This is a genomic window from Acinetobacter sp. S-1 (assembly GCF_059579785.1).
This window is the reverse complement of sequence record NZ_CM184207.1, coordinates 326,434-345,465: the sequence shown is the minus strand read 5'-3', so window position 1 is coordinate 345,465 and position 19,032 is coordinate 326,434. Positions and strand designations below refer to the sequence as shown.

Genomic DNA, 19,032 nt, shown 5'->3' with positions numbered 1-19,032 from the left:
CAAATTCACTTAATCAATTAAATCGATGATACTTTTGTCCAAAGCTATCATCGATTATGATGGAAATAGATTTAATCAAGGAGAACCAAATGTCCCGCCAAGTCATTCATACTGAAAATGCCCCTGCTGCTATCGGCACATACTCTCAAGCTATTTTAGTAGACAATACGCTATATCTTTCAGGGCAAATTGGTTTAGACCCATACAGTATGGAACTTGTAGAAGGTATTGAAGCTCAAATTCGTCGTGTATTTGATAATTTAAAAGCAGTTTGTGAAGCTGCTGGTGGTTCACTTGCAGATATTGCTAAGCTCAATATTTTTTTAACTGATCTATCAAATTTCCAACTCGTAAACCAAATTATGGGTGAATATTTTGCTCAGCCCTACCCTGCACGTGCAGCTCTTGGTGTAGCAAGCTTGCCAAAAGGTGCATTAGTGGAAATGGACGGAATTGTAATTATTAATCAATAAGATATAAATTTTCAAACTATCCAATTTTAAATATTTAGTTTTTAAAAAACGAACCACCTTGGCATAAAAATCTAAATTCTTTTTAGATTTCCGCTTAGGTGGTATTTTTTTATCCAAAATCCCAATAATGATAAATGAGATTTTAAATGAATTTCATTGACAAACGATAATAATTATCAATAATATCAATTATCGCATTTATATTTGGGGATCACTCCCATGTACGTTTGCTTGTGTCGTGGCATTACCGATCAGGATATTAAAGACGCTATTGAAAATGGCGCTGAAAGCTATCGTGAAATTCGCGATTTGCTTGATCTTGGTACATGCTGTGGACGCTGTGCACCAGAAGCTCGCGCTATTATTAGCGAAGAATTAGCAGAAATCGCTGCTCGCATTTCTGTAGCTGCATAATAAAAATTAATATTTAACAAAATTTATTGACTCCTCCACCGCTTTTTGCGGAACCTTTATAGTTCCTCATTCAAGCGGTTTTTTTTGACATAAAAACCTCCTTTTTAATATTGTGTTGTTTTTGATTGCGATTTTCATTTGCTGTTCCATAAATTACTCGCCATCTCCATGATTGTTCACTAAAATGGATTTATAGATTGCCTTAATTAAGTTTGAGGCAGAAATTGTTTTGGAGTAGCTACAATGAAAGGCAATCGTGATGTCATTAATCAGCTTAACCAAGTGCTGTATCATCATTTAACTGCAATTAATCAATACTTTTTACATTCACGCATGTTTAATGACTGGGGAATTGAGCAGCTTGGCTCTGCTGAATATAAAGAATCAATTCGTCAAATGAAGCATGCAGATAAAATCATTGAACGTATTTTATTTTTAGAAGGACTACCTAACCTTCAACATTTAGGTAAGCTTTATATTGGTCAACACACAGAAGAAGTTCTGCACTGTGACATTCGTAAAGTAAAAGAAAATATAGAAGCAATTCAAAAAGCGGTTGCTTTAGCTGAAACAGAGCAAGATTATGTCACTCGTGACCTTGTTCAAGAAATTCTAGAAAAAGAAGAAGAATATTGGGACTGGCTAGAAACTCAAATTGATCTTATTGGCAATGTTGGTATTGAAAATTATATCCAAAGCCAAATGTAATTTCTCATAAAAAATCCCCTTATACTTAAGGGGATTTTTTTTATTACTTCTCTTTTAGTAATTCCGATAGCGTTATTTTCTGTCTATAGAGATGCTGCAAAATAAATATCTGCTGTTGTGCCTGCTCTAGTTTCCCATTGTAAGCGAGCAATTTTGCGTATTTACGTAAGTTATATGGAGTAGGCTTATTCTTTATAAAATTTGCCCATTCAATCAAATCACCTTCAGATAAAACATTTTGGGGATTAAGTTCAATCCACTTTAAACGCTGCTCAAACTGCGTTAAAACAAAAATTTTACCGCTTCCCATAAATTCAGCGTTTGGACGTTTATTATTAAAAAGCAAATTACTATTCAGAACATAGACATTGTAATCACGTAGAATTGCAATAATAAGCAATAAACTTACAACCCATGATAATCGAAGAAGATGTTTGTTGAGGATAATTCCCTTAAGTACAGTAGTTTGTGCTTGTACAATACCCAGTAGGAATCCACAAGTAAGTAAGAAATAAGCATAGCGCTGTGGAAACTCTAGCATGGCATGAATAAGTACTGTACATACCATCATAATTGCAATAATTGAGATGGTATTTTTAGCTTGTTGGTTTAACCAAATAAACCAGCAAGTAAAGTAGGTAATGATTACAGTACCCAGTGGAATACCATTCCAGATAATTAAATCGAGCAGCACATTATGAGCACTAGTCGTCCACTCTCCTGTTGGGAAAGCATGATAAACCGTCATTTGTGCCACACTGGTTTGATTCCAACCATAACCTAACCAAGGGTGCTGCTGTACAGCAAGCAACATTTGTGACCAGATATTAAAACGCAAATAACCAGAGCTTGCTCTTTCAACCAAACTACTTGCTTCGGTTACATCAGTACTTGACCAGGCTTCAATTAAATTAGTAGCAAATGGTAGAATTACACCAGCCATTACGAAAAAACCGACGCACCACAAAAAACCTTGAAAAACTCCAAATCTTTTTTGTTTCCCAAATTGTTTAAGTATCCAGTAAATGAATAAGAATGGAAAAACGATCCATGATGTTCGTGATTGACTTAGAGCAATTGTGAACAAAATAATCAGTGCTGAAGGCAATAACAACCAAAGTTTTACTTTATTCTTTTCATATAAGTATAAACATCCTAACAACCCAATAATTAAGAATGTTGCCATGTTGTTGGGTTGACCAAAATTTCCGTAAGGACGGTTACCAATCAGATGAAGGATATAAATTAAATGTGATTCAATATTCAACCATTGAAAAATTGCTATAAGACTAGTTAATAGCGATATAATAATTACTAATAAGCTAAAACTTGAAAAAATTTGATCTCTCTTTTTTTGATCTAAAGATAGGTTGTAGCCAGCCAAGACCATAAACCAAAAACCTAATAAGTAAAATGAACTTAATAAGGCTGTACTTAAATCAAAAACTAGGCCAAAGCCCCACTGTGCTATCGGAATTAAAGTAAATGGCAGCAACAATAGTTGTGCTCTAGGAATTTTAATATTTTGCTGATTTAGAGCGACTAATACGCATAATCCAGCCCCAAAAGTACTCACTTCACTCGAAAACATAACCCAAGGGCTATAGTGAAATGGAGACAACCATGCAAAACCTAACAGAATTGCAGCGAGGAATAGGAAGAATACTTGCATAGTGAGAGGTTAGAGACCAAAACTGGAAAGAATTATACATGGAAGAGAGGAGGAAGAATTCGTTTCCATTTATATCTTTCCGTTCCATTTAGAAACTTGTTCATATGACAATAAACTTAAATAATTTTTATCATTGGTTTAAATTTTTACTATTGTATTTATTTTATAAAATTTCAATATATAATTTGGAGTAGTATCTATGTCCTAAAAAATACATAAGAAAATATCTAATAATCTTTTTAATTAAAAAAATGCACTCTAATTGAGTGCATTTTTTCTTAAAAAGTAACTTATGACGCAGCTGTTAATGCTGAAACCTTTGAACAGGACTTAGCTGCATATTTAGCATCAATTGTTGTTTCACAAGTCCATGTACCATCTTCTGCACGATGCAATTGAACTTTATTACCTTTAATACCCGGATTACCTGTATTGAAAGTAATAACAATGTTACCAGTACCAGCCGTTGTTGATTTCTGTTGAAGCTCAATCGTACCGAAAGATGGCTGAACAATACCAATCCCTTCTTTTAAACGCTGATCAGGGATGAATGGTGTTGTAACCACCCCATTCGTTTTCACTTCTGCCTGTTCTGCTGTTTTTCCATCGGGGAAGAAGCCATTTTCCATTACGTAATTTTCTAAACCAGTTTTGTTTGATGTCAATGTTTGTACTGCAGCTGCCACATTTGAACGACCAACATAGTTCTGATACTGTGGAATCGCGATTGCTGCCAAAATACCAATAATGGCAACCACGATCATAAGCTCAATTAATGTAAAACCTTTTTGTGCATTCATAGCCTTTTCCCCAAAGATTGTATGTATGTTTTTATATAAGCTTTTTCAGCTATCAACTATATTGCAGCATCCATGCCAACTTTTATTTTAATTAAAAAACAAATACTTATATCAGACCCCATTATTCTTAAATATTAAATCGGTGTAAGTAATTGACAAAAATTGTCATATAACTTTTTATAAAAACACTTCACGTATTAAAAAAAATAAAATACACAATTCAAAGTTTATATTTATTTATGTGAACAAAATCTCTTTAGAAATAAATAAGTAGGTGACATTTTTTGTCAGTCATCTTTAAAAGTAAAAATTATGAAACTTAACTAATGTAGGAATGCGACAAGGCAAATCAATTAAGAATAATCGGAGTATTTTCTAATTCATTGGATTGATCAGGCATGTTTTCGTCATAAAACCGTGACATCACCTCTCCAATTTGTTGTACGCCCATCACTACAGCTTGTTGATATTTTTTTTGTTTAAGCTTCTGTACTATTGCTTCACAAATCTGTTGCCAGACTTGATCGTTAGTCGCATTTCTAATACCACGATCAAATATAATTTCTACTGTTCGCTCACATAAATTTAGGTATAACAATACACCACTATTTAATGCAGTATCCCAAACACCTAATTCTGCAAATAATTGCTGTGCTCTTAAACGCGTATTTTGTCTGTAGGCTTGTGATACTGGAATATGGCCTTCAATTACAACCTGTATTTCTCCAACATGGCCATGTTCTGCCTGTTGTACAGCATCGGCAATAGCTTGCTTATCTTGTTTTGAAAAATAACGACTACTAGCAGGTAAATAGCATAGATGTTTAAACCAACGTTTTATGCTTGGCTCTACAGATTCCTCAATTTTTGGTTGAGTAATAATTTGTGTTGTTTCTGATGTTGTTACCATGAGCCTGAAGCACCTCCACCGCCAAAACGGCCTCCGCCGCCACCATAGCCTCCGCCACCTCCGCCGAAGCCTCCTCCACGTCCACCGCCACCAGAACCACTCAGAATGGCCTGTAAAATAAATTGGGCAATTGATGTAATGAGTAAAAAGAAAATACCAAAACCAAGTAGTAAGCTAGTGACTAGCCCTGCTCCATTTACGAATCCTGCTACTGCAGCAGCAACACCAGCTGTAGATGCACTAAGCGGACGACCGACAATAAATGAACCCACAATTCCAGCAACAAGAATAAATAAAGCCATTGTCAGCGTTGTCTGCTTGGCTTGCTGTTCTTCTGCAGCTTGATGCTGACGTTCTTTTAAATCTTGAGCAGCTTGCTGTGCTACTTCTGGGTCAAGATTTAAAATTCTTCCGATTTCATCGATACCTGCACTCAAACCTTGTGCATATTGGGCTTGTTTAAAATAAGGTGTAATTTGGTTTCGAATGATCCGACTTGCCACAATATCTGGCAACACACCTTCTAGGCCATAACCAGTTAGTATTTGTATACGGCGGTCATTTACAGCGACTGCAATGAGTAATCCATTATCACGTTTAGATGATCCCAATTGCCACTTTTCACCAACACGTAACGCATAATCAAAGATATCTTCTTGGCCAGTGGTAGGAACAATCACAATACCAATCTGCGCTTTGCCTTGTTGGTATAAACTTAGAATTTTTTGATTAAGTTGCTGCTTCTCAGCCTCGCTTAAGATATTGGCTTGATCAATAACAGGCTGGTTTAAAGTTGGCAAACCACGAATTGATTCCCCATCAGCCATATCATTAGTAAATTGGACTTGAGGAGCAAGACTTGAAGCAGCTTGCCCCTCTATTTTAGTTGCAGCAGCTTGAGTTTGTTGCTTTTGAATAATTTTGCCAGCAACTATTGCATCAGCCTCATCGGTAGCAGTTGCAATATTAGTTTCACTCCATGCCGTATTCTGAAAAAGAACACCACAACAGAGCAAAATTAAGGTCGAGATAAAGACCTTAATTTGCTTTGATTGAAGCAATAGAGTATTTCTCATACGGCACTCCTTTGATTTATAAAATTAATCAAAAGAAACTTTTGGAGCCTGTTGTGCAGATGCTTCTGCAGAGAAATTGGCTTTTGGATGCATACCAATTACTTTTGCTGTTACTGCCTGCGGGAACTGACGCACATATGAGTTATAGTCTTGTACTGTTGTAATATAACGATTACGTGCAACAGCAATACGGTTTTCAGTACCTTCAAGCTGAACTTGTAATTCTTGGAATTGAGTATTGGCCTTCAAATCTGGGTAATTTTCCGAAACAGCAATGAGTCGAGATAATGCCCCTGTTAATTGACTTTGAGCCTGTTGATATTTTTCAAGTAAAGCCGGATCTTCTAAAACTTCTTTATCAACTTTTAAACCTGCAACATTAGAACGTGCCTGAGTTACTTCGGTTAATACTTGCTCTTCGTGCTTAGCATAGCCTTTAACGACGTTTACAAGGTTTGGTACCAAATCTGATCGACGTTGATATTGGTTCTGTACTTCAGACCACGCTGCTGTTACAGCCTCATCTTTTACTTGTAGAGTGTTATAGCCACATCCCGAAAACAGTAAGGTACTGGCAAGTGTTGTTGCGATTGCAAATTGTTTCAACGTTTTCATCGTCACATTATCCTCAAGTTTTTCTTTATATTTTTAACCTCTTTACCTGATTGTATGATGAATTAGGCATTATTGTGTTGCTTTTATTTTATTGATTTAAAAAAACCGGACTTTTAAATCCGGTTATCTATTAGCTCAATCGCTGATCTTTTTCTTGTTCAAAACTTGCCATTTGATATTCTTCTGCTAAAGAGCTTTTCCAATAATTAACCATCCTGCCATAATCTTTTTGACTCGGATGAAAGTCTTTTTTGTAATATGCGAAGTATTCCGGCATTAACTGAACAAGCATCTTCATCAGCAAATATAATCCAAATAAATTACCCCCAATTTTAGGTAAGCTATTCCATTTATCTTGCCAAAATAAACGAGTTGTCCCATAAAAAGCGAGACTCGCAAATCCAGTAGTGACGCTACGCATGAGTAAGCGACGGATACGATCATCACCATATACATGTTGATAAACATCAAATGCAACCGAACGGTGTTCAATTTCTTCAATCGCATGCCATACCCAAAGTTTTAGCGCATCTTCATCTAGGGTTTTTAATAACTCTGGATGTTGTAAAACATATCCCCCGAGTAAAGCAGTGAAATGTTCAAATGCACAGGTGAGTGCCAATTGCAGCTTAGGTGGAATTGTTCTTAAATATTTATCGCGCTCATTTAGCCAATTTTGAAAACTGTCCAGATTATAATTATCCCGTCGCCAAGCTTCATTAAACTCACCATGTGCTTTGGAATGCATGGCCTCTTGTCCGATAAACGCTGCAATTTGTGCTTGTAGCTGAGGATCTGAGACTTTATCACGCACATTACGGACGCTATTTACAAAAAACTGCTCTCCTACAGGAAATGTTGATGAGAGTGCAGTTAAAAAATGCGACATGAGGGGTGAATTTGCAAAATAGTGCCGCTTAATCGCCTTTGGATTAAATTCAAGACGACGCACTGTAATACCCAACGCTTTTCGACGATTTAAATATGATTTTTCTGCCGTCATACCTGCGATGTTCATATTCAACACCCACTGTATTGAAGAAGGAAGTTTCGAGTATGTCGCGAGCTTTAAACGCTAAAAAGGGCAAAAAAGCTTATTATATTTGCCAAAAACATCAAAGTGACTAATGGTAGACAATAAAAAAGCCTACTTGACGTAGGCTTTTTTTCAGTTATTTAACAAATTAATTTATTAAACACCAAGATAATCCAAAATGCCTTCGGCAGCTTGACGACCTTCCCAGATCGCAGTCACGACAAGGTCTGAGCCACGTACCATATCACCACCAGCAAAGATTTTCGGGTTTGATGTCTGGAATTTGAATTCTTGCTTTTCAGCTGCAACAACACGGCCTGAACCATCAAGATTAATATTCACATTAGCAAACCAGTCTGCTGGGCTTGGGCGGAAACCGAAAGCAAGTAAAACTGCATCAGCTGGTAATACTTCTTCAGAACCTGGGATTGGCTCAGGACTACGGCGGCCACGACTATCTGGTTCACCCATTTGTGTCGTTACTACTTTTACGCCTGTCACCTTGCCATTTTCACCAACAATTTCGACCGGTTGACGATTGAACAGGAATTTAACGCCCTCTTCATAGGCATTTTTTACTTCGCGCGCAGAACCTGGCATGTTGCTTTCATCACGACGGTATGCACAAGTTACATCGTGAGCACCTTGGCGTAAAGAAGTACGGTTACAGTCCATAGCGGTATCACCACCACCTAGAACAATCACTTTTTTACCATCTAAGCTAATGTATTCACTTGGATCTTTTTCCCAACCTTGGCAACGGTTCACGTTAGAGATTAAGAAATCAAGTGCATCATAAACACCATCAAGATCTTCACCTGGGAAACCACCTTTCATGTAGGTATAAGTTCCCATACCCATGAATACCGCATCATATTCTGCAAGTAATTCATCAATCGTGATGTCTTTACCAATTTCAGTATTTAAACGGAATTCGATGCCCATACCTGTGAAAATTTCACGACGGCGTTTCATTACATCTTTTTCCATTTTAAATTCTGGAATACCGAATGTAAGTAAGCCACCAATTTCAGGACGCTTATCAAATACAACTGGTTTAACGCCGCCACGAGCTAGAATATCCGCACAGCCTAAACCAGCAGGACCCGCACCAATAATTGCAACTTTTTTGTCAGTCCATTTTACGCCTGACATATCTGGACGCCAGCCTAAAGCAAAAGCTGTGTCATTGATATATTTCTCAGCATTACCAATGGTTACTGCACCAAAACCATCATTTAAGGTACAAGCACCTTCACACAAACGGTCTTGTGGGCATACGCGACCACATACCTCAGGTAGTGTGTTGGTTTGATGACAAAGCTCAGCAGCTTGGAAAATTTGGCCTTCAGCGATCAGTTTTAACCAGTTTGGAATGTAGTTATGTACAGGACATTTCCATTCACAATATGGGTTACCACAGCCTAAACAACGGTGAGTCTGATTAGTGACAGTTTCCGATGTAAAAGGTTTATAAATTTCCACAAATTCTGCTTTGCGGACAGTAATATCTTTTTTCTCTGGATCTTGGCGTGGTACATCCAGAAATTGAAAGTCATTATTTAGGCGTTCTGCCATGTCTCTCTCCGTGGGTAGGCGCGGATTTCCTTGTTGCCCGCACCTGCCTATGTCTTTGCAGTCGTGGAATTATTGTGGGTCAGCTTGTGTTGTTTTCAAAAGCGTTTGCAAATTAGCAGCTTTTGGTTTCACAAGCCAGAATTTACGGCTGTAGAAATCGAACTCATTGCGGATTTTATAAGCCCAAGCACTACCAGTTTCTTTGATATGCTCATCGATAATACGCAACAAGAACTCTTTATGATCTTCCATAGATTCTGTTGAAATACGATTTAAATCAATTAACTCGTGGTTGTAGTAATCTACGAAGTCATTATCGAGGTCAAGTACATAAGCAAAACCACCAGTCATGCCCGCACCAAAGTTATGGCCTACTTTACCAAGTACAGTCACAACACCACCTGTCATGTATTCACAGCAGTGATCACCCGCACCTTCGATTACAGCAAATGCGCCAGAGTTACGAACTGCAAAACGCTCACCCGCTGTACCTGCTGCAAAAAGCTTACCGCCAGTCGCACCATACAAACAGGTATTACCAATAATTGCTGTGTTTTGTGTTTGGAAAGGCGAACCTTGTGGTGGGAAAATCGAAATACGACCACCCGCCATACCTTTACCTACATAGTCGTTTGCATCACCTTCAAGACGGATGTGTAAACCACCAGCATTCCAAACACCAAGAGACTGACCAGCTGTACCAGTTAAGTTCATTACAACTGGATGTGCTTCCATACCCAAGTTGCCGTAGCGACGAGCAATTTCACCCGAAACACGAGCACCAATTGAGCGGTCACAGTTCACGACGTTGAAGTTGAACTGACCACCAGCGCTTGACTCAATTGCAGGAAGCATTTCAGCGACCATTCTCTCAGCCAATATACCTTTATCAAATGGTGCATTACCTTCTACTTGACAGTATTGTGCTTTACCTTCAGCAGAAGGATGAGAAGTTAACAGAGCACTTAAATCAAGGTGAGCATGTTTTTCAGTTTCACCTGGTAATACTTCAAGCAAATCAACACGACCAATTAAGTCTTTCAATGAAGAAACACCTAATGCAGCCAACCATTCACGAGTTTCTTCCGCAATAAAGTGGAAGAAGTTGATGAGCATTTCTGGCTCCCCAATATAGTGCTCTTGACGTAAATGATCTTGTTGAGTTGCAACACCGGTTGCACAGTTATTTAAGTGACAAATACGGAGGTATTTACAACCTAGAGCGATCATTGGTGTTGAACCAAAGCCGAAACTTTCCGCGCCTAAAATTGCTGCCTTGATCACATCAAGACCAGTTTTTAAACCACCATCAGTTTGTACACGTACTTTTCCACGTAAGTCGTTTACACGAAGTGCTTGATGCGCCTCGCTAAGACCCAATTCCCATGGAGAACCTGCATGGTGAATTGAAGAAAGTGGAGATGCCGCCGTACCACCGTCATAACCAGAAATAGTAATGAAGTCCGCATATGCTTTAGCAACACCTGCTGCAATTGTTCCTACACCCGGCTCAGATACCAATTTCACAGATACCATTGCTTTCGGGTTAACTTGCTTCAAGTCAAAAATTAACTGAGACAAATCTTCGATTGAGTAAATGTCATGGTGGGGTGGAGGTGAAATTAACGTTACACCCGGTACCGAGTAACGTAAACGTGCAATTAAACCATTTACTTTACCACCTGGTAACTGCCCGCCCTCACCTGGTTTTGCACCCTGAGCAACTTTAATTTGCAATACTTCAGCAGAAGTTAGGTATGCAGGAGTTACACCAAAACGACCAGATGCGATCTGTTTGATTTTCGAGTTACGAATTGTTCCGTAACGAACAGGATCTTCACCGCCTTCACCAGAGTTTGAACGACCGCCAATCGTATTCATCGCGATTGCAATTGCTTCATGTGCTTCTGGAGAAAGAGCACCTAAAGACATACCTGCCGAGTCAAAACGAGGCAAGATATCTTCAACTGATTCAACCGATTCAACTGGAATTGAGTTCGTTGTTTTTAACTTAAATAAGTCACGAATAGTCGCTACTGGACGGTGATTCACCAACTCAGCATATTCTTTAAAGTCTTCGTATTTACCAGAGCGAACGGCTTTGTGTAATGCGTTAATCACATCTGGGTTGAACGCATGGTACTCTTTATCAAATACAAATTTAAGTAAACCACCTTGATCAATTGGCTTACGATTTGACCAAGCTGTCGCTGCTAATTTTTTCTGGTCTTTTTCAAGGTCAGCAAATGTTGCACCCTGAATACGGCTTGGAACACCTAAGAAGCACTGATCTACCACTTCTGATGATAAACCTACTGCTTCAAAAAGCTGACCGCCACGATAAGAAGCAACTGTAGAGATACCCATTTTTGAAAGAACTTTTAATAAGCCTTTCTCAATACCTTTACGGAAGTTTGCTTGCGCATGAATTGGGTCACCTAAAAGCTCACCTTTAGCGATCAAATCATTGATCACATCATATGCAAGATATGGGTAAACTGCGGTTGCACCAAAACCAAGTAATACCGCAAATTGATGCGGATCACGTGCAAAACCAGTTTCAACCATGATGTTTGCATCAGTACGCAAGCCAGTTTTAATGAGGTAATGATGTACCGCACCTGTTGCAAGTGCTGCGTTTGCAGGTAATAAACCTTGGCGGATATTTTTATCAGTTAAAACAATTAAAGTTTTACCATCACGAACCGCTTGCGCCGCTTCTTCACAGATACGCGTGATCGCAGCTTGCAAACCCTCTTCTTCGGCATAGTTTAAATTGATATCAACTGCTTCATAACCCGGACGCTCAATGCTACGGATTTGCTGCATTTTTGAATTTGACAATACAGGGCTAGAGATGATGATACGATCAGCATGCTCAGGGCCTTGCTCAAATACATTCTGCTCACGACCTAAACAGGTTTCAAGCGACATTACAATTGACTCACGTAGCGGGTCAATTGGCGGGTTTGTCACTTGAGCAAACTGTTGACGGAAGTAATCTGTTACGTGGCGTACTTGACGAGACAATACAGCCATTGGGGTATCATCACCCATAGAACCAACAGCTTCTTGTCCACTTTCAGCAATAGGACGTAGCAATTGATCACGCTCTTCAAATGTCACCATAAACATTTTTTGAGCCGCTTTTAAAGCATCGCCAGTTAAGCCTTTATCGACTAATTGCTCTTCAAGTTCTGGGTTTGCATTTAAACGAATCGCATGATCACGCAACCACTCACGGTACGGACGCATGTTTTTCAAATGTGTACTAACATCTTTAGTATCAAGTACTTTGCCTGTTAAGGTATCAACTACCAAAATTTGGCCAGGACCTACACGACCTTTAGAAACTACATCTTCAGGCTCATAACCCCAAACACCGATTTCAGATGCCAAGGTAATGTAATCATTTTTGGTAATTACCCAACGCGCAGGACGCAAACCGTTACGGTCAAGCATACAGATTGCATGACGGCCATCTTGAATAACGAGACCTGCTGGGCCATCCCAAGCTTCCATGTGTTTAGAGTTGAACTCATAGAATGCGCGTAAGTCTGCATCTAAAGTTTCTACGTTTTGCCAAGCTGGTGGTACGAGCATACGTAAGGCACGGAATAAATCCATACCACCACCTACTAAGATCTCAAGCATGTTATCTAAGCTTGAAGAGTCCGAACCTGTACGGTTAACGATTGGGTTAAGCTCAGTAAGACCCGGTAATAATGGGTTTTCAAATTTAGGAGTACGCGCCAACGCCCAGTTACGGTTTGCTGTAATTGTGTTGATTTCACCATTATGAGCAAGGTAACGGAATGGTTGAGCCAACGGCCAACGCGGTAATGTATTAGTAGAGAAGCGTTGGTGGAATACCACGATATGTGATTTTAAGCGCTCATCTGCTAAGTCTGTATAGAACTCAGCAATTGCAGCCGGCATCATCAAGCCTTTATAGCTGATTACTGTCGAACAAAGCGTAGTCACATAGAATGACGGATCATTTTGTAATTGTTGTTCTGCACGACGACGTGCCAAGAATAATTTACGGTTAAATTCAACTTCAGTTACGCCCATTGGACAGTTCACAATGACCTGTTCAAAAGCTGGTAAAGATTGAAGCGCAATTTCACCTAATGCATCGTTATTTGTAGGGACAACACGCCAAGCCAGTACACGTAGGCCATCTGACTCGATTTCTTTCGTTAAAATATTTTTAGAATGTTGCGCTAATGCCGGATCAGTATTTAAAAAAACAGTACCCACAGCAAAAATTTCACTCAGTGTAATATCACTCAGTTTTTTTGCTTCATCACGGAAAAATTGCTTTGGCATCGCCAATAATAAGCCGCAACCATCTCCCGTCTTGCCATCTGCGGCAATACCACCACGGTGCGTCATGCAACTTAAACTGTGAATCGCGGTTTCAACTAGATGATGACTTGATTCACCCTTCATATGGGCGATCAGTCCAAAACCACAGTTATCCTTAAACTCATCAGGTTGATATAAACCTTGAGCGGGAGCTACAGTATTAGGCGATGGCATGTGCATAGCGTACCCTTCTTTCAATAAGGCTCTTTCGAGCGTCAAACAAACAACTTCTTTTTGCGATAGTGCCTACGGACGACAGTTAGCTCAATGTTTCACAAAAAAAATTTTTGGGCTGATAAGCCAATATACGCTGTTCCATTTTTACGTACACTGGTTTTTGCTAGAAAAATGTTTTGACTTATTTCGCACTCTTTTAAAGCAGTTCGACCCCTCGACTCTGCATAGAATTTACTCTTTAGAGCGCTAAAATAGTTTACAGCACATTAATAAGCACAAGAATAAAGCAAAAACTATGCCAATGTTATTTTTTGCAATTAAGTATTTATAATTATTGAAAATAGATCGATTTTATTCGCGTTATCATTTTAATAAATGACTAAATATGCACCACAGGTGATCAAAAAATATATATAACCATTATTATTGCACCATATTTGTGCGATATATCCTTATAATTAATTACCTCTTGTGCCCTCATTTGTTGCATTTTTTACTGTAGGCTCTGTTGTACGATTCTGTTGAGCCTTTTTAGCCACATCAACTGCCGAATTAGACTGATGTACATCTACAACATTCCCCTCAGCATCTCGACGAATAATCGTTGTACGAGTTGTAGAGTTTGTTGCTGGAGCCGCCACTTTAGGTTGAGTAGCCACACCGCCTTCTATGAGTAAGGACTCATCAATTTTAGGCAGAGCAGCTGGACGTAACCGCACTTCATAAGTTTGGCTAATACCACCTTTCATTTCATCCGCACCTAAATCATTGACTAATGCCGCATAGGTCGAAAATTGTTGCGGTTGAGGTTTAATTGATTCAGGTAAATCAAGATTAAGTTGGGTTAACTGCTGAATTGCATCTTCAGAACGTTTAAATACACCATATGTCAAAACATATTGTTCAGATTGCTTATCTCCGCTTAAACGGAAGTAGATAAATTTATTCCGTTCTGGACGATTTTTTAAAAAGTTTTTAATAATATCTTCATCAGACGCACGGAAAAGCTCAAGCGTCCATTGTTTCTTGTTTTCATTAATAAATTTTGTACCGCGGAACTCTGCCTCATGCTGACCAGAAGCAACCGTACGGGTTGTTAAATCAAGAGGTCTAACTTCATCAGCTAAAGCCCCTAAATTAGCCGTTGTTGCTACCTTCTCTGGCTGAATTTGCACTGGGGCATCTGAATCAGCTGATTTTTCAACTTCAACCAGCTTTTTACTATCGGTCATTACCCAAAAAATAAAAGCCAGCAACAAGCAGACGATACCACCCACCAACCAGATATATTGTTGAACATTCTGCCAAAGTGTACGTGATACAGTCATGTGTTACCTTAATTTATTATCCGTGTTGATTTGCCAAAATAGCTTGTTTCATGAGTTCAACATCAAAGTCTTTAGTAATTACTGCTTGCCCAAGTTGCTTTAACAGCACTAAACGTAATTGACCATTGAGAACTTTTTTATCATGCGCCATATATCCAAGGAATTCATCCAATGGAATTTTTGGACATGATATCGGCAAATTAGCGCGTTGAATAATTTTTTTTGTACGCTCTACATCATCGCTTGAAATCCAACCTAAACGTTGTGATAAATCAGCCGCCATCACCATGCCTGTCGCTACTGCTTCACCATGCAACCAAGTGCCATAGCCAAGGTAAGATTCAATCGCATGACCGAAAGTATGACCCAAGTTGAGTAAAGCTCGTTCGCCTTGCTCTTTTTCATCGTTAGCAACAATACGCGCTTTATGAGCACATGAACGATAAACAGCTTCTGCTAAAAGTTCAGCATCTCGCCCAATTAACCCATCCATATTCTGCTCTAACCAAACAAGAAAATCAGCGTCACCCAACAAGGCATATTTAATGACTTCTGATAATCCAGCAGATAACTCTCGATCTGGTAAAGTATCGAGTTGAGCCATATCAGCCAAAACAACTTGAGGTTGCTGAAATGCGCCCAACATGTTCTTACCAAGAGGATGGTTAATCCCCGTTTTACCACCCACACTTGAGTCTACTTGTGAAAGAAGTGTAGTCGGAACCTGAATAAAATAAACACCACGTTGGAAACATGCTGACGCAAAACCAGCCATATCTCCGATAACACCACCACCCAAAGCTAAAACCGTACAATCACGATTAAAACCAGCTTCAAGTAAAGCATCAAAAATTAAATTTAGATGTTGAATATCTTTATATTTCTCACCATCTGGCAAAATACAAGTCGCTACAGTTTTACCCAAACTTTTTAAAGCTTCTTGATAATGAGATAAGTATAAAGGAGCGACCGTTTCATTACTCACGATCATGACCTGTTGACCATGAATATAAGGCTCAAGCAACTGCTTAGGATCAAGTTGACTGCCAATAAAAATAGGATAACGGCGTTCGCCTAATTCAACATGTAAAGTTTGCATGAGTTTATAAAACCACAAGTAAGTTTGGCTATTTTAGCGGGTTGGACAAAATAAGTTGCAAAATCTTTTGAGCAAGATCACGAGCAGCCCCCTGATTGGTTTCAATCGTGTAATGCGCAACTTCACGATATAAAGGATCACGTATTTTTAACAAATCACGTAATTTTTGTTCAGGGTTTTCAACTTGTAATAGAGGTCTATTTTTATCGCGGTAAGTTCGTTGTAATTGTAGTTCTACAGGAGTGTAAAGATAAACAACAATACCACGTTGCTTTAGAAATTCGCGATTGGGTGCTTGAGTAATCGCACCTCCTCCCGTCGCCAACACTAAGGCTTTACGGGAAGTCAACTCATTTAACACTACGGTTTCACGAGTACGAAATCCAAACTCCCCTTCTTTCTCAAAAATCCAGGGAATAGTGGCACCTGTTTTGCGTTCAATTTCATGATCACTATCTAAAAATTCACGCCCTAATAGTTCGGCTAAATGACGTCCAACGGTTGTTTTTCCTGCCCCCATGGGCCCTACCAAATAAATATTTGGCAGGGTTTCAAACGCTTTGCTTGGCAAGGCGCCACCTATTTCAATTGCTTTCATTAAAAAATATATTAATGATTTCTCACCAAAGTGTCATTAACAATTCGTGGCGTAACGAAAATCAGTAACTCTTGCTTATCATCAGATTTCTGATCTTTCCTAAATAGGCGTCCAATTCCCGGTAAATCCCCAAAGAAAGGAACTTTGGTTTGAGAGTTAAGGGTTGTCTGCTCAAACACCCCTCCTAAAATGACTGTCTCACCATTATTCACCAACACATTTGTCTTGATATTATTTTTATTTAGGATCAATTCACCATTAGGAGCCGCACCCGAAACCGAATCCTTTGAAATATCCAATTTCATTTGAATTTTACCATCAGGCGTAATGCTCGGGGTAACATCTAGGCTTAATAGAGCATCTTTAAAAGAGGTACTTGCTGTAGCACCAGCAGCAGAATTAGTTGTAGTTTGATATGGGACCTGTTGACCTGTTGCAACTTTTGCAGGCTGTTTATCTGCAGTCATTACTTTAGGGGTAGAAATCACCTCACCATAGCCATCAGCTTGTAATGCAGAAAGTTCAAGATCAAGCATAAAATCAGACATACTAATCAAGCCAAAGGCAATACTCCCAGCCGGATTGGTTACACCTAAATCGACATTTAAGTTATCTGGACGTTCAATCGTGTATTTATAACCACCCGTAGTCTCATCCTTTTTGGGCTCTCGTAAATTCCACAAGGTCGTTTCACTACCACCAACTAACAAATTATTATTGTTAGTGATCCCTTGCGATAATATACCCCATTTAACACCGAGCTCTTTGGTAAAAGAAGTAGATGCTCTTACAATTCGCGCCTCAACCATAACCTGTTTAACTTGTACATCCAACAGATCAATCATTTTACGAATTTGATCAATCGACTGAGCCGTATCATTAATAATTAAGGTATTGGTACGATCATCTTGAGTAATTGTTCCACGGGGACTCAATAAACTTCCTACATTATTACCTAAACTATCAACACCAGTATTTAAATTAGTAGATGTAGAATTTCCACCATCAGATGTGCGCTGCATACCATTGCTATTATTTGAGCCTTGAGTAATTAAACTCATAATATCCTGAGCTTGCGCATATTTAAGTTGAATATACTCAGTTTGTAATGGGGCTAATTTCACGCTCTGTGCAACAGCTTTTGCTTCTTCTTCTTCAGCCTTGATCAGTTCCGCAACTGGAGCAATCCAAATTACATTTCCATTTCTGCGTTTATCTAAATTTTTAGTTTTTAAAATAATATCAAGAGCTTGGTCCCATGGTACATCTTTTAAACGCAAAGTGATATTACCTTGCACACTATCAGCCGCGACCATATTAATACCAGTAAAATCAGCAAGTAACTGTAAAACGCGACGAACTTCAATATCTTGAAAATCGAGAGAAAGCTTATTACCAGAGTAATGAGGTGTTTTATATAAAGAGGTTACATTTTTGTCCTGCGGACGCTTGAGGCTAATGGTTAATTTATTTTCTGCCTGATAAGCCATATATTCATAGCTACCAGTAGATTGAATCGTAATAACGCCATTGCCTTTTTCATTATAAGATTCAATTGTCGAAACAGGCGTCGCAAAATCATTTACATTTAAGCGTTTAGCTAGATGTGTAGGAATTTTAGAGCCTAACGTTCTTACTACAACTTTGCTACCTTGTTGTTGCACATCAACAGGGGTATTACCTCCCAACAGGTCAATAACGATAAGGCCTTCCCCTTGACTACCGCGTTGGAAGCCGATGTTTGAAACACCTTGGGTTTGCATTGCACTTGCTGATACAGGTTTAGCTACAGCTTGCGCAGAATTAATCTTTAAAATAAAAGTGTTGCCTTCAATACGAGTAGTAAAAGCACCTGCCTCTTTCAAATTTACAGTTAAACGTGAACGCTGATCATCGGAGCTTACATCGACCGAACTCGCTTCATTCGTTCCAATCGCTACTTTTGACTGTATTAAATTCTGCTGCGCTTTATTAAAATCTAAAATCAAACGTGAAGGATTCTCAAGCTGATAGGCCTGTGGTTGCGGTGGCAAGCCATTAAATATCACTCGAATTTCTGTTCCCTGACCCGCTATTTGCATCGGTACAATATTAGTCATGCTGACCTGTGCAGACGCAACCTGCATAATTGCAATCGCCACAGCTCCCATAGAAAACTGACGGAATACGTGATTCAT

At 38.9% G+C, this 19,032-nt stretch carries 15 protein-coding genes and 1 pseudogene; 3 read left to right on the top strand and 13 right to left on the bottom strand.

The genetic code is table 11. The annotated features are described in order from the left end of the window. Nucleotides 1–89 precede the first annotated feature (89 nt). On the top strand, nt 90–473 hold the full coding sequence (locus AC52J8_RS01635) for a RidA family protein (protein WP_002116996.1): 384 nt from the start codon (nt 90–92) through the stop codon (nt 471–473). Here AC52J8_RS01635 and AC52J8_RS01630 read toward each other — a convergent pair. After that, nucleotides 463–590: pseudogene (locus tag AC52J8_RS01630) on the bottom strand (hypothetical protein). The gene AC52J8_RS01635 and the pseudogene AC52J8_RS01630 sit on opposite strands and share 11 nt — an antisense overlap. A 102-nt stretch (nt 591–692) precedes the next feature. Here AC52J8_RS01630 and AC52J8_RS01625 point away from each other — a divergent pair. Both AC52J8_RS01625 and bfr read left to right on the top strand, forming a co-directional pair. Continuing rightward, nucleotides 693–887: a bacterioferritin-associated ferredoxin gene (locus tag AC52J8_RS01625; RefSeq protein WP_000289091.1), complete on the top strand. Its 195-nt coding sequence runs from the start codon at nt 693–695 to the stop codon at nt 885–887. Between the two features lie 243 nt (nt 888–1,130). Further along, nucleotides 1,131–1,595: a heteropolymeric bacterioferritin subunit Bfr gene (gene bfr / locus AC52J8_RS01620; RefSeq protein WP_044103194.1), complete on the top strand. Its 465-nt coding sequence runs from the start codon at nt 1,131–1,133 to the stop codon at nt 1,593–1,595. 43 nt (nt 1,596–1,638) lie between these two features. On the opposite strand, the gene AC52J8_RS01615 is transcribed toward bfr, so the two are convergent. The 12 genes from AC52J8_RS01615 to AC52J8_RS01560 all read right to left on the bottom strand — a co-directional run bounded on the left by AC52J8_RS01615 (nt 1,639) and on the right by AC52J8_RS01560 (nt 19,032). Further along, nucleotides 1,639–3,267: a PglL family O-oligosaccharyltransferase gene (locus tag AC52J8_RS01615; protein WP_086399357.1), complete on the bottom strand. Its 1,629-nt coding sequence runs from the start codon at nt 3,265–3,267 to the stop codon at nt 1,639–1,641. Between the two features lie 290 nt (nt 3,268–3,557). After that, nucleotides 3,558–4,067 carry a pilin gene (locus AC52J8_RS01610; RefSeq protein WP_000993727.1) on the bottom strand — a complete coding sequence of 170 codons (510 nt, stop codon included), beginning with the start codon at nt 4,065–4,067 and terminating at the stop codon, nt 3,558–3,560. 349 nt (nt 4,068–4,416) lie between these two features. After that, complete coding sequence (locus AC52J8_RS01605) at nt 4,417–4,977, bottom strand: TPM domain-containing protein (RefSeq protein ID WP_086399358.1); 561 nt, start codon at nt 4,975–4,977, stop codon at nt 4,417–4,419. Continuing rightward, complete coding sequence (locus AC52J8_RS01600) at nt 4,971–6,053, bottom strand: TPM domain-containing protein (RefSeq protein ID WP_086399359.1); 1,083 nt, start codon at nt 6,051–6,053, stop codon at nt 4,971–4,973. The genes AC52J8_RS01605 and AC52J8_RS01600 overlap by 7 nt, the downstream gene beginning before the upstream one ends. A gap of 24 nt (nt 6,054–6,077) precedes the next feature. Beyond that, entirely contained in the window at nt 6,078–6,668 is a 591-nt protein-coding gene (locus tag AC52J8_RS01595; RefSeq protein WP_002117090.1) for a LemA family protein, read from the bottom strand. A gap of 130 nt (nt 6,669–6,798) precedes the next feature. Beyond that, on the bottom strand, nt 6,799–7,686 hold the full coding sequence (locus tag AC52J8_RS01590; protein WP_086399360.1) for a metal-dependent hydrolase: 888 nt from the start codon (nt 7,684–7,686) through the stop codon (nt 6,799–6,801). Nucleotides 7,687–7,860: 174 nt separating this feature from the next. Next, complete coding sequence (locus AC52J8_RS01585) at nt 7,861–9,282, bottom strand: FAD-dependent oxidoreductase (RefSeq protein WP_086399361.1); 1,422 nt, start codon at nt 9,280–9,282, stop codon at nt 7,861–7,863. Between the two features lie 69 nt (nt 9,283–9,351). After that, nucleotides 9,352–13,827, bottom strand: coding sequence for a glutamate synthase large subunit (gene gltB, locus AC52J8_RS01580; protein WP_171293773.1), 4,476 nt, complete (start codon nt 13,825–13,827; stop codon nt 9,352–9,354). 461 nt (nt 13,828–14,288) lie between these two features. Then, nucleotides 14,289–15,158 (bottom strand): hypothetical protein, encoded by an 870-nt coding sequence (locus AC52J8_RS01575; RefSeq protein WP_086399363.1) that lies wholly within the window; start codon nt 15,156–15,158, stop codon nt 14,289–14,291. Nucleotides 15,159–15,174: 16 nt separating this feature from the next. After that, complete coding sequence (aroB, locus tag AC52J8_RS01570) at nt 15,175–16,257, bottom strand: 3-dehydroquinate synthase (protein WP_005067096.1); 1,083 nt, start codon at nt 16,255–16,257, stop codon at nt 15,175–15,177. A 28-nt stretch (nt 16,258–16,285) separates the two neighbouring features. Further along, nucleotides 16,286–16,855, bottom strand: a complete 570-nt coding sequence (gene aroK / locus AC52J8_RS01565) for a shikimate kinase AroK (RefSeq protein ID WP_002116987.1) — start codon at nt 16,853–16,855, stop codon at nt 16,286–16,288. Between the two features lie 11 nt (nt 16,856–16,866). Continuing rightward, on the bottom strand, nt 16,867–19,032 hold the full coding sequence (locus tag AC52J8_RS01560) for a type IV pilus secretin PilQ (RefSeq protein WP_086611346.1): 2,166 nt from the start codon (nt 19,030–19,032) through the stop codon (nt 16,867–16,869).

Bases quoted from the DNA above. Each gene is read 5' to 3' on its own strand.
- AC52J8_RS01600 (WP_086399359.1), bottom strand. From the start codon at position 6,053: ATGAGAAATACTCTATTGCTTCAATCAAAGCAAATTAAGGTCTTTATC.
- aroB (WP_005067096.1), bottom strand. From the start codon at position 16,257: ATGCAAACTTTACATGTTGAATTAGGCGAACGCCGTTATCCTATTTTT.
- AC52J8_RS01595 (WP_002117090.1), bottom strand. From the start codon at position 6,668: ATGAAAACGTTGAAACAATTTGCAATCGCAACAACACTTGCCAGTACC.
- AC52J8_RS01585 (WP_086399361.1), bottom strand. From the start codon at position 9,282: ATGGCAGAACGCCTAAATAATGACTTTCAATTTCTGGATGTACCACGC.
- bfr (WP_044103194.1), top strand. From the start codon at position 1,131: ATGAAAGGCAATCGTGATGTCATTAATCAGCTTAACCAAGTGCTGTAT.
- AC52J8_RS01635 (WP_002116996.1), top strand. From the start codon at position 90: ATGTCCCGCCAAGTCATTCATACTGAAAATGCCCCTGCTGCTATCGGC.
- AC52J8_RS01625 (WP_000289091.1), top strand. From the start codon at position 693: ATGTACGTTTGCTTGTGTCGTGGCATTACCGATCAGGATATTAAAGAC.
- AC52J8_RS01560 (WP_086611346.1), bottom strand. From the start codon at position 19,032: ATGAATCACGTATTCCGTCAGTTTTCTATGGGAGCTGTGGCGATTGCA.
- AC52J8_RS01605 (WP_086399358.1), bottom strand. From the start codon at position 4,977: ATGGTAACAACATCAGAAACAACACAAATTATTACTCAACCAAAAATT.
- AC52J8_RS01615 (WP_086399357.1), bottom strand. From the start codon at position 3,267: ATGCAAGTATTCTTCCTATTCCTCGCTGCAATTCTGTTAGGTTTTGCA.
- gltB (WP_171293773.1), bottom strand. From the start codon at position 13,827: ATGCCATCGCCTAATACTGTAGCTCCCGCTCAAGGTTTATATCAACCT.
- AC52J8_RS01575 (WP_086399363.1), bottom strand. From the start codon at position 15,158: ATGACTGTATCACGTACACTTTGGCAGAATGTTCAACAATATATCTGG.
- aroK (WP_002116987.1), bottom strand. From the start codon at position 16,855: ATGAAAGCAATTGAAATAGGTGGCGCCTTGCCAAGCAAAGCGTTTGAA.
- AC52J8_RS01590 (WP_086399360.1), bottom strand. From the start codon at position 7,686: ATGAACATCGCAGGTATGACGGCAGAAAAATCATATTTAAATCGTCGA.
- AC52J8_RS01610 (WP_000993727.1), bottom strand. From the start codon at position 4,067: ATGAATGCACAAAAAGGTTTTACATTAATTGAGCTTATGATCGTGGTT.